Origin of the sequence: Proteus mirabilis ATCC 29906, from assembly GCF_000160755.1 — a bacterium.
Lineage (GTDB): Bacteria > Pseudomonadota > Gammaproteobacteria > Enterobacterales > Enterobacteriaceae > Proteus > Proteus mirabilis.
Genome location: NZ_GG668577.1, coordinates 131,726 through 146,005, shown reverse-complemented (window position 1 = coordinate 146,005; position 14,280 = coordinate 131,726). Strand labels below are relative to the sequence as shown.

Sequence of the window (14,280 nt, the reverse complement as noted above, 5' to 3'; positions counted from 1 at the left end):
AAACCTACTCAATAAAGAATGCCAGTTAATACTGGCATTCTTATTTTAAATGGGTGAGTTTTTTCAGTAATTATGAACTTAATTAACCAAAAAGCGCATTAAACCAACCAGAGACTGTTTTAACCACAAAGTCCCAGATACGACTAAAGAAACCCCCTTCTTCAACCGCTTCTTTTACCACTAATGGACGCTGCTCAATCACTTCATCGTTTAGTAAGAAATTCACTGTTCCTACGATTTGATTTTGTGTTAATGGTGCTTCTAATTCGGGGTTAGTCAATGTAAAAGAGGCTTTTAAGTTCTTTAGCTCTCCTTTAGGAATGGTGATTGATGCATCTTTAGCAACTCCTAAAGCCACTTCACCTTTATCGCCATACCATACTTTTTGCGTAGTCAGGGGCACGTTCTCTTTTACAGGTGTCACGGTTTCAAAAAAGCGGAAACCCCAGCCGAGTAATCTTTCACTTTCAGCAAAACGCACTTTATCTGATGGTGCCCCTAAAACCACTGCAATCAGACGCATATTTCCTTCGGTTGCCGAAGAGACAAGGTTATAGCCAGCCCCATTGGTATGCCCGGTTTTTACACCGTCGACATTCATATTTTTATTCCACAATAGACGGTTACGATTTGGCTGGCGAATATTGTTGAAGGTAAATTCTTTTTCTTTATGAATATCATATTCTGAAGGTACATCGCGGATCATAGCAGCCGTTAATAACGCCATATCTTGTGCTGTGGTGTACTGCCCTTCAGAATCTAGACCGTGTACTGTTTTAAAGTGAGTGTTTTTTAAACCTAAATTCGCGGCATAGGTATTCATAAGATCAACAAAGGTTTCTTGGCTACCGGCAACATGCTCTGCCAACGCAATACTGGCATCATTACCAGATTGGATCACCATACCTCGATTTAAGTCGATCACTTTAACTCGATCGCCTGGTTTTAAAAACATCAAGGATGAGCCCTTTAAAACAGGATTACCCGTCGCCCAAGCATTGCGCCCAACAATAACAATATCATCGGGCGACATACGTCCCTCTTTTATCGCTTGTCCTACCACATAACTACTCATTATTTTGGTTAGACTGGCAGGATCTAGGCGCTCTTCAGGCTTCTCTGAAGCAAGTATTTTTCCACTGTTATAATCCATTAATACGTAAGATTTAGCCTCAATTTGAGGCGGCACAGGATTATTCACCGCAAAAGTAGGACTAGAAATAATTAGCAGTAAACCCATTCCCGCGGTAACCTTAGCCAATACGGATGGAAGATTTGTTTTCATTACCGATCACCCTTTTATATCAATTTGTTAAAGCTTTCCTACTATAGGGCTTTATGGAATAAGACGCCAACATTGATAGATAAAGATTTATCTTATATTCATATTTAACGCCCTACAGAGGGAATTTTTGTTACTTATCGTGGTTTAGGAGACCTTTATGTTAAAAGTCTGGGGTAGAAAAAACTCATCGAACGTTAAAAAAGTCCTGTGGTGTTTAAAAGAGCTTCAAGCTCCTTACGAACAAATTGATGTCGGAGGCCCTTTTGGTGGACTTCATGAGGCCAACTATTTAGCACTCAATCCCAATGCATCTATTCCTACCTTACAAGATGATGATTTTGCCTTATGGGAGTCAAATACCATAATTCGTTATTTATGTACCAAATATGAAAATTATCATCTCTACCCAACCGATGTAAAGCAACGCGCAAACGTTGAAAAATGGATGGATTGGTCAAATGGTAGCCTTTTTTCTCCAATCCAACAAATGATGATAAATCTTGTTCGCACACCAAAAGAGCAGCAAGATCCACAGCTTGTACAGAGCCTAAAAGCGAAATTAAACCAACTGATCAAAATTGCCGATGATCAACTGGCTAAAACAGCTTATTTTGCCGGTGACTATTTTTCATTAGCTGATATCGCTATTGCTCCTTTGGTATACCCATGGCTAGAGGTTTGCCAAGAAGGTGCAAATTATCCACATCTACAACGCTGGTTTGCACAATTAAGTGAAAATCAGATCTTCCGTGATGTCGTTTTACTGCCGGTAAATTAACTCATTGGCATTTTGTCGGGATCAGGATAGTGATAATGGAATCCGAGATCTCGGCAAATCTCCTGACCGTCGATCTCTCGTGCTGGCGGTTTATCTTCTAGAGCAAATTCAGGGGGAGTAAGATCTAACTGTGCAGCAACACGGCTGTAAAAATCTTTCTTTTTAGGATGAATAGGCGCGCATAAATTATATAAACGGCCTCCTTCATTTTGAGCAAGCAATTGCTCTATCGCAAAAATAACATCGTCTAAATGCACTAAATTGACACTCTGATGTGCACCTTTGACCTGTTTTTTACCGGATAAAAAGCGTCCTGCATGACGACCAGGCCCAACTAACCCCGCCAAACGTAAAATATCGACGGTCGTAAGTGGTAAGCGATGTAACCAATTTTCAACTTCCGCTATCATCTTAGCGGATTGCGTTTCTGGCCTAATATCAACTTCTTCTGTAATAACACCACTTTGATTGCCATATACTGAAGTAGAGCTAATATAAATCACTCTTGTCACATGCCGAGACATGGCGCTATCCACTAATGTTTGTATCCCTTCAACATAATCATATCCTCCCCCCGCCGCACTGGGAGGTAATGTAATAATCAGTACGTCAGTTTCCATTAAGTAATCAAAATCATCTCTATCACACTCAATAGCCGGTGTTAAATTCATTAGACAACAATCAACACCACTCATTCGTGCTGCTTCTACACCATCTTCTGTGGTTTTTGTTCCTTTTACTTGATACCCCGCTTCACGCAAGGCATTGGCAAGTGGTAATCCTAACCAACCTAATCCGACTATCGTGATCCGTTTCATTTTCTACCCCTACTTTCATGGCTTATTTAAATTATGTAACAAAACTTAATTTTATCCATTACTGATAAAAACTGCTTAAGCGTTATATATATTTAGCCTGCTTTAATATACTGGCGCACTTACTCGGTTAAGTAAAGAAAAGAAATATTAAAATTCTCTAAAAAACATAAGGTTACAATTTATTTAAATTATTATTAAAAAATAGGTTGCTTTTTACTTTATAAATCAGGTAGGTTGAAAGGCAGACAAATTCTAAATACTGGTTAATTATTTATAACGGGTATTTTTATTCGCTAGGAAAATATTATGTATAGCATTCAATTAAACCACCATCATCACCATCATCCTGACTAGTCTTTCAGGCGATGAGTGCTGGAAGACGTTTAGGTAACGCTTCCGGTGGTCTGAGTGCAGACAATAAAATAAAAACCCCGGAAGGCAACTTCCGGGGTTTTTTTATAGCTAAATTTCATAACAAGAATACGGACAAAGATAGGGTAACATTATGTTAGATAAAGCAAGATTACGAATTGCCATGCAAAAATCAGGTCGTTTAAGTGATGATTCACGAGCACTTTTAGCGCGTTGTGGCATTAAAATAAACTTAAACCAACAACGCCTTATCGCTTATGCGGAAAATATGCCTATCGATATTTTACGTGTCAGAGATGATGATATCCCCGGTTTAGTGATGGACGGAGTGGTTGATTTAGGCATTATTGGTGAAAACGTATTAGAAGAAGAATTACTAAAACGCCGAGCACAAGGAGAAAATCCAAGTTATATCACACTGCGTCGTCTTGACTTTGGTGCTTGCCGTTTATCTCTTGCTGCACCGGTTGATTTTGATTATCAAGGGGTTGAATGCCTCAATAATACCCGTATTGCCACCTCTTACCCTAATCTATTAAAACGTTATTTAGACCAAAAAGGGATCACCTTTAAATCTTGCTTATTAAATGGCTCCGTTGAAGTCGCACCTCGAGCTGGTCTGGCCGATTCTATTTGTGATTTAGTTTCTACTGGCGCCACATTAGAAGCCAATGGATTAAAAGAAGTAGAAGTTATTTATCGTTCTAAAGCTTGTTTAATTCAACGTGACGGTGAAATGGACGCAACAAAACAAGCTCTTATCGATCGCTTAATGACACGTATTCAAGGTGTTATTCAAGCGCGCGAGTCAAAATACATTATGTTACACGCGCCAAGTGATTGCCTTGAAGATGTTATCGCCCTATTACCGGGTGCTGAGCGCCCGACCATCCTTCCTTTAGCGGGTGATCAAAATCGAGTAGCAATGCACATGGTCAGCAGTGAAACCCTCTTTTGGGAAACGATGGAAAAACTAAAAGCATTAGGGGCAAGTTCAATTCTTGTTTTACCAATAGAAAAAATGATGGAATAAGGTGAGATGATGAAAACGGCGTTTAATACATTAAATTTCTGGGATAAGTGCACCCAACAGCAACAACAACAGCTACTCACTCGCCCAGCGATATCCGCATCAGCGCCTATTACAGAGCAAGTTGCTACGATTATTTCTCAGGTACGCAACGATGGGGATAAAGCCCTTAAGGCACTGAGTCAAAAATATGATAAAGCGGCTCCCGATAGCGTATTGGTGACAAAAACACAGATTGACGCGGCTTGTGCAAGGCTCAATAACGAAATCAAACAAGCAATAGCGCAAGCCATGAGCAATATACGCCGTTTTCATGAAGCGCAAATTCCTAAAACCATTGAGGTAGAAACGCAACCTGGTGTATTTTGCCAACAAGTCAGTCGCCCTATTGATGCCGTAGGACTTTATATTCCCGGTGGATCAGCGCCTTTACTCTCAACAGTGATGATGTTGGGGCTACCGGCCCGTATTGCCGGTTGTCGCAAAATAATTTTATGCTCTCCGCCACCGATTGCTGATGAAATTTTGTATATTGCACAACAAATCGGTATTGATGAAATATTCCAAGTCGGTGGTGCTCAAGCCATTGCTGCGATGGCTTTTGGTACAGAGTCTATCCCAAAGGTAGATAAAATTTTCGGCCCGGGAAATGCCTATGTAACAGAAGCAAAACGCCAAGTCAGCCAATCGCTACAAGGTGCGGCTATTGATATGCCAGCCGGCCCTTCGGAAGTATTAGTGATTGCTGATGCCGATGCTCATCCTGCCTTTATTGCCGCTGATTTACTATCACAAGCAGAGCACGGTCCTGACTCACAAGTGGTGCTATTAACCCCAGATGAAGCCCTTGCCAAAGCGGTCATTAGCGAGACGCAAGCCCAATTAACACAATTAACTCGCGCAGAAATAGCACAACAAGCCTTAGCCGAAAGTCGTGTCATTATCACCCGTGATCTCAACCAATGTATTGAAATCAGTAATCGCTATGGGCCTGAACACTTAATTATTCAGACTAATGATGCAGACTCACTTGTTGATAGCATTACTAGCGCCGGCTCAGTGTTCTTAGGGGCTTGGTCTCCTGAATCGGCGGGAGATTACGCTTCTGGCACCAATCACGTACTACCTACATACGGTTATACCGCCACCTATTCGAGTTTAGGCTTAGCCGATTTTATGAAACGTATGACCGTACAAAAACTGACTGCTCAAGGTTTGGCTGATTTAGCCAATACCATTGAAATATTAGCGCAAGCAGAGCAATTAACTGCACATAAAAATGCCGTCACACTTCGCGTTAACGCCTTGGCTCAAGGAGATAACTAGCCATGAATACGCCCTTTGATATTACCCTATTAGCCAGAAAAAATGTTCGCCAGTTAACCCCTTATCAATCAGCGAGACGTTTAGGTGGAAATGGCTCGGTTTGGTTAAATGCCAATGAATACCCTACCGCTCCTGACTTTACGTTTAATGAAAAAAATTTAAACCGCTACCCTGAGTGTCAGCCAGTTAACGTGATTAATCGCTATGCAGCATATGCAGGCGTCCAACCTGAGCAAGTGTTAGTTAGTCGAGGTGCCGATGAAGCGATAGAACTACTGATCCGTGCTTTTTGTGAGCCCGGTAAAGATGCTGTTCTCTATTGTCCACCCACTTATGGTATGTACAGCGTCAGTGCGGAAACCTTTGGTGTAGAACAGCGTGTTGTCCCTGCTCTTGCTGATTGGGAGCCTGATGTCAAAGCCATTGCATCACAACTTGATAATGTAAAACTTATCTACCTATGTAGTCCCAATAACCCAACAGGCAATATCGTTGAGCCTTCACTGATCCGCGAAGTATTAGCATTAGCAAAAGATAAAGCCATTGTGGCTATTGACGAAGCTTATATTGAGTTTTGTCCTCAAGCATCACTAGTCACTTGGTTAAAAGAGTATCCGAATTTAGTCATTTTGCGAACTCTCTCTAAAGCTTTTGCATTAGCGGGACTGCGTTGTGGCTTTGCACTTGCCAATTCACCTGTTATTGAATTATTACTTAAGGTGATCGCCCCTTACCCACTTTCTACCCCGGTTGCTGATATTGCGGCACAAGCATTAACTGACCAAGGTATAGAAGCGATGAAACGACGGGTAACGGAAATTGTACGCAATAGAACATATTTAGCGGATGCACTAAAAAATTTACCCAATGTTGAACAGGTTTATTGTAGTGAAACCAACTATATTTTAGTGAAATTCACTGATGCTGATTGTGTTTTCCGCAGTTTATGGGATCAAGGGATTATTTTACGCGATCAACAGCGTCAATATGGGCTGGCAGGCTGTTTACGCATCTCTATCGGTACGCGTCAAGAGTGTGATAGCGTGATAACCGCTATAAAAAATAGACAAACGGCAAACGTATAAACATCACTAATGATAACAATAAAAAATCACCACTGAGGGATCTCAACCATGAGCCAGAAAATTCTTTTTATCGATCGTGATGGTACTTTGATCACAGAGCCACCAACCGATCACCAAGTTGATAGTCTCAATAAGCTTGCCTTTGAAAATGGCGTTATTCCCGCATTACTCAACTTACAACAGGCGGGCTATAAGCTTATTATGATCACCAATCAAGATGGGCTTGGTACAGACAGTTTTCCACAAGCGGACTTTGAACCCCCTCATAATCTCATGATGCAGATTTTTTCTTCACAAGGTATTGTTTTTGATGAAGTATTAATCTGCCCTCATAAACCTGAAGACAACTGTCCTTGTCGTAAACCTGAAACAGGGTTAGTCACCCAATATCTGGTTGAAAGTGCTCTTGATAAAACCAATAGCTATGTGATTGGTGATAGACAAACCGATCTACAATTAGCTGAAAATATGGGGATCAACGGATTACGTTATAACGCCAATGAATTAAGCTGGTCAGCTATCAGTGAATTGCTGACGAAAAAAGATCGCTACTCCCACGTTGAACGTAAAACCAAAGAGACACAAATTGCCATTGATATCTGGCTTGATCGTGAAGGCGAGAGCCAAATTAGCACAGGCGTTGGTTTTTTTGATCATATGCTAGATCAAATTGCCACCCACGGTGGCTTTCGTATGAATATCAATGTACAAGGGGATTTAGTCATTGACGATCACCACACCGTTGAAGATACCGGTCTTGCACTCGGCGAAGCACTGCGAGAAGCATTAGGTAATAAACGCGGCATTGCACGTTTTGGTTTTACTTTGCCTATGGATGAGTGCTTAGCAAGTTGTGCGCTGGATATTTCTGGACGCCCTCACCTTGAATATAAAGCAGAATTTAAATATCAGCGCGTTGGTGATTTAAGCACAGAGATGATTGAGCACTTTTTCCGCTCTCTCTCTTACACTATGGGCTGCACTCTACACTTAAAATCAAAAGGCAAAAACGATCACCACAAAGCAGAAAGTCTGTTTAAAGTATTTGGTCGTACCTTACGCCAAGCTATTCGTGTTGAAGGAAATACCTTACCCAGTTCAAAAGGTGTGCTGTGATGAAAGTCGTCATTCTTGATACAGGTTGTGCTAATTTAGCCTCGGTTGCATACGCCGTACAAAGGCTAGGTTACGATCCGATTATTTCTTATGAAAAAAATATCGTGTTATCTGCTGATAAACTGTTTCTACCCGGGGTGGGAACAGCTAGTGCCGCTATGGAACAACTAAAAGCCCGTGAACTTATCCCTTTAATTAAAGCGTTAACCCAACCCGTATTAGGCATTTGCTTAGGAATGCAAATTTTGGCCTCTCTGAGTGAAGAAGGTCACAATATCCCTCTATTAGGATTAGTTGACGGTAATATCAATAAACTTGATACCAAAGGATTACCCTTACCGCATATGGGTTGGGATCAGGTATTAGCAAAACCCGCTCACCCTCTATTTCGCAATATTGACAGCGACGCTTGGTTCTATTTTGTTCACAGTTATGGTTTAGGGCTCAATGACTCAACCATAGCCGAAACAGAATATGGTTCACGCTTTAGCAGTGCCATTCAGAAAGATAATTTCTATGGGGTGCAATTTCACCCTGAACGCTCAGGAAAAGCGGGTGCTCAACTGATTAAGAATTTTTTGGAGATGTAACGCATTATGATTATTCCGGCATTAGATTTAATTGATGGCAAAGTCGTTCGTCTTCATCAAGGTGATTATAATAAACAACGTGATTATGATGATGATCCGATCCGTCGCTATCAACAGTATCAACAAGACGGAGCAAAATTATTGCATCTCGTCGACCTAACTGGTGCGAAAGATCCACTTGCACGGCAGATCCCACTATTAAAACAGCTAGTTGCCTGTGTTAACGTTCCTGTGCAAGTTGGTGGTGGTATTCGTAGCGAAGAAGATGTGAAGTCGCTATTAGCCGCAGGAGCAAGTCGAGTGGTGATTGGCTCTACAGCGGTGAGCCAGCCCGAATTAGTCAAAACATGGTTTGAGCGTTATGGTGCCGATGCGATTGTACTCGCCCTTGATGTTCGTATCGACGAACAAGGTAAAAAATGGGTGGCGGTAAGTGGCTGGCAAGAAAACTCCCCCTATACACTAGAAGAGATCATCGCACTTTATCAACCTGTAGGATTAAAGCATGTATTGTGCACCGATATTTCTCGTGATGGCACCTTAGCCGGTTCTAACGTCGAACTGTATAAAGAAATTAGCCAGCGTTTCCCTGATATTTTATTCCAAGCTTCTGGCGGTATTGGTGATTTACAAGATATCGCAGCACTTCCTGGCTCGGGTGTTGCGGGCATTATTGTTGGCAGAGCACTATTAGAAGGCAAATTTACATTACAAGAGGCGATATCATGTTGGCAAAACGCATAATTCCTTGTCTTGATGTTCGTGATGGACAGGTTGTTAAAGGTGTGCAATTTCGTAACCATGAAATTATTGGTGATATTGTTCCCTTAGCAGAACGCTACGCGAAAGAAGGTGCCGACGAGCTGGTCTTTTATGATATTACCGCCTCTTCTGATGGCCGAGTGGTCGATAAAAGTTGGGTATCGCGGGTAGCCGAAGTGATTGATATTCCATTTTGTGTTGCGGGTGGCATTCGCTCAGTAGAAGATGCCGGGAAAATTCTCTCTTTTGGAGCAGATAAAATCTCAATTAATTCCCCTGCACTTTCTGATCCAACACTGATTTCTCGCCTTGCCGATCGCTACGGTGTGCAGTGTGTAGTTGTGGGAATTGATACATGGTTTGATGAAAAAACTGGGGAATATCTCGTTTATCAATTTACGGGTGATGAAAAACGCACACAACAAACGCCATGGAAAACGCTCGATTGGGTACAAGAAGTACAGCAACGGGGGGCGGGAGAAATAGTGTTAAACATGATGAACCAAGATGGTGTAAGACAAGGCTATGATTTAAAACAACTCGCACTGGTACGCCAAGTCACTCAGGTTCCCATGATAGCTTCTGGCGGTGCAGGTGAAATGTCACACTTTCTGGATGCGTTTAAATTAGCCAATGTTGACGGTGCCCTTGCCGCTTCCGTATTCCATAAGCAGATCATTAATATCAACGAATTGAAACAGTATCTCGCAGAAAATGGCGTTAAGGTAAGAATATAATGAATAATACAAAACTCGCCCAATTAGATTGGCAAAAAGTCGATAACCTAATGCCTGTCATTATCCAAAATGCTATTTCTGGTGATGTCTTAATGCTTGGTTATATGGATAAAGCCGCATTAGAAATGACGCTAAACAGTGGCAAGGTCACTTTCTATTCACGAACTAAACAACGTTTATGGACAAAAGGTGAAACATCAGGCAATTTCCTTAAATTGGTGGATATTTATCCTGATTGTGATAACGATACTTTACTTATTTTAGCTCACCCAATCGGGCCTACTTGTCATAATGGGACTGAAAGTTGTTTTGCTCCAGCTAAAAGCCAATGGGGATTTCTTTATGAGCTTGAGAACTTACTGCGCGAGCGTAAAAGCGCCTCGCCAGATAGCTCTTATACGGCACAACTTTATGCCAGCGGAACCAAATGTATCGCACAAAAAGTCGGAGAGGAAGGTGTTGAGACTGCTTTAGCTGCAACTGTTAATGATCGTGAAGAGTTAAAAAATGAAGCTTCTGATTTGCTCTATCATTTAATGGTGCTATTACAAGACCAATCGCTATCTCTATCTGATGTGATTGATTGCTTACAAAAGCGTCATAAAAAAGCGCAATAAAATAAGTGTCAGTCATTAAACTACATGACCACTTAATACTTAATAATATAAAAAACACCTCAAATACGACATTGATATTTGAGGTGTTAATTCTTTGCTTAAATAAGATGTTAACTTATATTAACCCTCTTATTTTTAGCGATTACATTGCTTGGCGGAATATCTCGATAACATCACTTTCACTACCTTGAACAGGGTTAGTGATGGCACATGCATCTTTTAATGCATTTTCAGCTAATGTTTTAAAATCTTCTTCTTTCACGCCTAATTCTTTCAGGCCTGCTGGAATACCGACATCTTTGGCGATTTTGCGGATCTCTTCAATACAAGCTTGCGCACCCTGCTCATCATTCATTGCCGAAACATCAACACCCATAGCTTGCGCTATATCTTTTAAACGACCTGCTGCTGCTTGGATATTATAAGCTTGAACATGAGGCAGTAATACTGCATTACATACACCATGAGGTAAGTTATAAAAACCACCTAATTGGTGAGCCATAGCATGCACATAACCTAAAGAAGCATTATTAAATGCCATACCCGCTAAAAATTGTGCATAAGCCATATTTTCACGTGCTGCTGTATCACCACCGTTTTCAACGACTTTACGTAAAGACTCACTGATCATCGTCACTGCTTTTAACGCACATGCATCAGTAATAGGATTAGCGGCAGTAGAGACATAAGCTTCAACAGCATGGGTTAACGCATCCATACCCGTAGCTGCGGTTAAACCTTTTGGCATGCCAATCATTAACTCTGAATCATTTACAGATAAGATTGGTGTTACATTTTTATCAACAATAGCCATTTTAATATGACGCGCAGTATCCGTGATGATACAAAAACGTGTCATTTCAGAAGCAGTACCAGCGGTTGTATTAATTGCAATCAGTGGTAATTGCGGATGCTCAGAGCGATCAACCCCTTCATAATCGGCAATCTTACCACCATTGGCAGCGACTAGTGCGATACCTTTAGCACAGTCATGAGGAGAGCCACCACCTAAAGAGATAACACAGTCACATTGATGCTCTTTTAATAAGGCTAACCCCGCTTCAACATTTTCAACGGTAGGGTTTGGCGCTGTACCATCATAAGTAACGCTAGCAATACCTGATTTCGCCAGTAATTCACTCACTTTATTTACAACACCTAATTGATTTAAAACACTATCAGTAACAATCAGTGCTTTATGAAAGCCAAAGTCTTTCATTGAGTTTATCGCGTCTGCAAGACAACCTGCGCCTAATTTGTTTACTGAAGGGATATAAAATGTTGAACTGGCCATTATTGACTTCCTTTTAGTAATTTAATCTACGTTTTAATATGTTCTATTCTTTTTATTCTTAAATTGATCATTATCAATATAATGAATAAATATTAATTTTTTATAATATTAGAGCTCTAAAATAATATAGATAATCTAATTATCCTATTAATTCAATAGGATAATACTATTAACATATTATCATTTGTAACAAAATAATTTGATAGGCTTATCAAAATAATAAATACCAAAGAAACATATCACCGCAGAAAAATTTTTTTAAAGTCGTATAATGACCGAATAAAAATACATGCTTAATCTTAGGAGTCATTGATGTCTTTGACTATTTTCGAGCAATTAACCACATTACTCAATAACCACCACGCCCGTTATCGCGTCATGGAACACCCGACCGCGGGTCGTTCTGAGGAAGTTGCTAAAATAAGAGGTACACAATTAGGGCAAGGGGCAAAAGGTCTAGTTTGTCATGTAAAAGGCAATGGTATTAAACAACATGTACTGGCCATTTTACCTGCTGATAAACAAGCTGATCTATCAAAACTCGCTATCGCTATTGGTGGGACAAGAGCCTCTCTTGCAAGCCCGAAAGAAGTTGATGAACTAACGCAATGTGTATTTGGCGCGATCCCACCTTTTAGTTTTCATCCAGCACTAAAACTGGTTGCTGATCCGCTATTATTTGAACGTTTTGATGAATTAGCCTTTAATGCTGGAACATTAGAACGCTCGATTATTTTAAATACACAAGATTATCAGCGTATTGCTCAGCCTGAGTTAATTCATTTTATTCGCCAAGATGATAATGATTAATAAAAGTACTATAAAATGCAGTTAAAAAGTATTTTTTAACTATAACTTTTTAATTACAAATAGTAAAAAGGTGCTGAAATTCAGCACCCCTAACACTTATAACTCACTGTTTTTAAAACTTACTCCATCCACTCAGTATGGAATACGCCTTCTTTATCAGTACGTTTATAAGTATGCGCACCAAAATAGTCACGTTGTGCTTGAATTAAGTTTGCTGGTAACACTTGCGCACGGTAGCTATCGTAATAAGAGATAGCCGCAGAGAATGTTGGCGTAGGAATACCTGCTTGAACACCATAACAAACAACATCACGCAATGCTTGTTGATACTCATCAGCGATATTTTTAAAGTAAGGTGCTAATAATAAATTAGCGATATTCGCATCGTCATTATAGGCATCAGTGATTTTTTGTAAGAATTGAGCACGAATGATACAACCTGCACGGAAAATTTTCGCAATTTCACCGTAATTTAGATCCCAGTTATATTCATCTGATGCAGCTTTCAATTGTTGGAAGCCTTGCGCATAAGAGACAATTTTACCTAAATATAGTGCACGACGAACATTCTCGATAAAGGCTTTTTTATCACCAGTAAATGCTTTTGGTGCTGGACCTGATAATACTTTAGATGCCGCCACACGTTGATCTTTCAGTGAAGAAATATAACGTGCAAAAACAGATTCTGTAATCAACGTAACAGGAACACCTAAGTCTAAAGAGCTTTGGCTAGTCCATTTACCGGTGCCTTTATTTGCCGCTTCATCAAGAATAACATCAACAAGGTAGTTACCTTCTTCATCTTTCTTACGGAAAATATCAGCAGTAATTTCAATAAGGTAGCTACTTAATTCGCCTTTATTCCACTCGGTAAAAGTGTCCGCTAACTCTTCGTTAGTTAAACCTAGTGAGTGTTTTAATACTGAATAAGCTTCTGCTATCAGTTGCATATCACCATATTCGATACCATTGTGTACCATTTTCACATAGTGACCTGCACCATCTGCACCAATATAAGTGACACAAGGCTCGCCATCTGCCACCGCGGCAATTTTCTCAAGAATAGGAGCAACTAACTCATAGGCTTCTTTTTGACCACCAGGCATAATAGAAGGTCCTTTTAATGCCCCTTCTTCACCACCAGAAACACCCGTACCAATAAAGTTAAAACCTTGAGCCGATAGCTCACGATTGCGACGAATAGTATCTTTAAAGAAAGTATTTCCGCCATCAATAAGGATATCGCCCTTATCTAAATGTGGTGTCAGGGCTGCGATGGTTTTATCTGTTGCTTCACCCGCTTTAACCATTAACAAAATACGACGCGGTTTTTCTAATGAATCAACAAATTCCTCAATAGAGTAATTCGGAACCAGTTTTTTACCTGGATTTTCAGCGATCACTTCATTGGTTTTATCGCTCGAGCGGTTGTAGATAGATACAGTGTAACCACGGCTTTCAATGTTTAGCGCAAGGTTACGTCCCATCACTGCCATACCAACCACGCCGATTTGCTGTTTTGACATGAAATAACTCCCGTCTGAATATAAACCTGCCAGTCTCAATGTACTGACAATTTGTTAACCTGATCACATAGTAACTCACTCTCTCATTTGGTGGTAGTTATTGATGCAATCGATATCGCATTCCTTATGGTTGA

At 40.4% G+C, this 14,280-nt stretch carries 14 protein-coding genes and 1 other annotated feature; of the genes, 10 read left to right on the top strand and 4 right to left on the bottom strand.

Annotation, left to right across the window (positions count from 1 at the left end; all coding sequences use genetic code 11):
* Window positions 1-82: 82 nt before the first annotated feature.
* Window positions 83-1,285, bottom strand: coding sequence for a serine hydrolase (locus tag HMPREF0693_RS07210; RefSeq protein WP_004244534.1), 1,203 nt, complete (start codon window positions 1,283-1,285; stop codon window positions 83-85).
* Between the two features lie 157 nt (window positions 1,286-1,442).
* Between HMPREF0693_RS07210 and HMPREF0693_RS07205 the strand changes: the two genes are divergently transcribed.
* A complete protein-coding gene (locus HMPREF0693_RS07205) occupies window positions 1,443-2,063 on the top strand; it encodes a glutathione S-transferase family protein (RefSeq protein ID WP_004244532.1) in 621 nt (206 codons plus the stop codon).
* Here HMPREF0693_RS07205 and HMPREF0693_RS07200 read toward each other — a convergent pair.
* Window positions 2,060-2,881: an SDR family oxidoreductase gene (locus HMPREF0693_RS07200; RefSeq protein WP_004244530.1), complete on the bottom strand. Its 822-nt coding sequence runs from the start codon at window positions 2,879-2,881 to the stop codon at window positions 2,060-2,062. The genes HMPREF0693_RS07205 and HMPREF0693_RS07200 overlap by 4 nt on opposite strands.
* Window positions 2,882-3,210: 329 nt before the next feature.
* Window positions 3,211-3,342 (top strand) — a sequence feature (His leader region).
* Between the two features lie 44 nt (window positions 3,343-3,386).
* Between HMPREF0693_RS07200 and hisG the strand changes: the two genes are divergently transcribed.
* The 8 genes from hisG to hisIE are packed head-to-tail and all read left to right on the top strand — an operon-like array spanning window position 3,387 to window position 10,516.
* Window positions 3,387-4,286 carry an ATP phosphoribosyltransferase gene (gene hisG, locus HMPREF0693_RS07195; protein ID WP_004244529.1) on the top strand — a complete coding sequence of 300 codons (900 nt, stop codon included), beginning with the start codon at window positions 3,387-3,389 and terminating at the stop codon, window positions 4,284-4,286.
* A 6-nt stretch (window positions 4,287-4,292) separates the two neighbouring features.
* A complete protein-coding gene (gene hisD / locus HMPREF0693_RS07190) occupies window positions 4,293-5,609 on the top strand; it encodes a histidinol dehydrogenase (protein ID WP_004244528.1) in 1,317 nt (438 codons plus the stop codon).
* Window positions 5,610-5,611: 2 nt separating this feature from the next.
* Complete coding sequence (gene hisC / locus HMPREF0693_RS07185) at window positions 5,612-6,694, top strand: histidinol-phosphate transaminase (RefSeq protein WP_004244527.1); 1,083 nt, start codon at window positions 5,612-5,614, stop codon at window positions 6,692-6,694.
* A gap of 48 nt (window positions 6,695-6,742) precedes the next feature.
* A complete protein-coding gene (gene hisB, locus HMPREF0693_RS07180) occupies window positions 6,743-7,810 on the top strand; it encodes a bifunctional histidinol-phosphatase/imidazoleglycerol-phosphate dehydratase HisB (protein WP_004244526.1) in 1,068 nt (355 codons plus the stop codon).
* Window positions 7,810-8,400, top strand: coding sequence for an imidazole glycerol phosphate synthase subunit HisH (gene hisH / locus HMPREF0693_RS07175; protein ID WP_004244525.1), 591 nt, complete (start codon window positions 7,810-7,812; stop codon window positions 8,398-8,400). Before hisB ends, hisH begins: the two co-directional genes overlap by 1 nt.
* 6 nt (window positions 8,401-8,406) lie before the next feature.
* A complete protein-coding gene (gene hisA / locus HMPREF0693_RS07170) occupies window positions 8,407-9,144 on the top strand; it encodes a 1-(5-phosphoribosyl)-5-[(5-phosphoribosylamino)methylideneamino]imidazole-4-carboxamide isomerase (protein WP_004244524.1) in 738 nt (245 codons plus the stop codon).
* Window positions 9,126-9,899 carry an imidazole glycerol phosphate synthase subunit HisF gene (gene hisF, locus HMPREF0693_RS07165; RefSeq protein WP_004244523.1) on the top strand — a complete coding sequence of 258 codons (774 nt, stop codon included), beginning with the start codon at window positions 9,126-9,128 and terminating at the stop codon, window positions 9,897-9,899. The genes hisA and hisF overlap by 19 nt, the downstream gene beginning before the upstream one ends.
* A complete protein-coding gene (gene hisIE, locus HMPREF0693_RS07160) occupies window positions 9,899-10,516 on the top strand; it encodes a bifunctional phosphoribosyl-AMP cyclohydrolase/phosphoribosyl-ATP diphosphatase HisIE (protein WP_004244522.1) in 618 nt (205 codons plus the stop codon). Before hisF ends, hisIE begins: the two co-directional genes overlap by 1 nt.
* 142 nt (window positions 10,517-10,658) lie before the next feature.
* Here the strand turns inward: hisIE and yiaY are convergent, their stop codons facing one another.
* The gene (gene yiaY / locus HMPREF0693_RS07155; protein WP_004244521.1) at window positions 10,659-11,810 is read right to left on the bottom strand and encodes an L-threonine dehydrogenase; all 1,152 of its coding nucleotides are present in this window, start codon (window positions 11,808-11,810) and stop codon (window positions 10,659-10,661) included.
* A 312-nt stretch (window positions 11,811-12,122) separates the two neighbouring features.
* Between yiaY and HMPREF0693_RS07150 the strand changes: the two genes are divergently transcribed.
* A complete protein-coding gene (locus HMPREF0693_RS07150; protein WP_004244520.1) occupies window positions 12,123-12,620 on the top strand; it encodes a YbaK/prolyl-tRNA synthetase associated domain-containing protein in 498 nt (165 codons plus the stop codon).
* A 119-nt stretch (window positions 12,621-12,739) separates the two neighbouring features.
* On the opposite strand, the gene gndA is transcribed toward HMPREF0693_RS07150, so the two are convergent.
* Window positions 12,740-14,146 carry an NADP-dependent phosphogluconate dehydrogenase gene (gndA, locus tag HMPREF0693_RS07145; RefSeq protein WP_004244519.1) on the bottom strand — a complete coding sequence of 469 codons (1,407 nt, stop codon included), beginning with the start codon at window positions 14,144-14,146 and terminating at the stop codon, window positions 12,740-12,742.
* Between the last annotated feature and the right edge of the window lie 134 nt (window positions 14,147-14,280).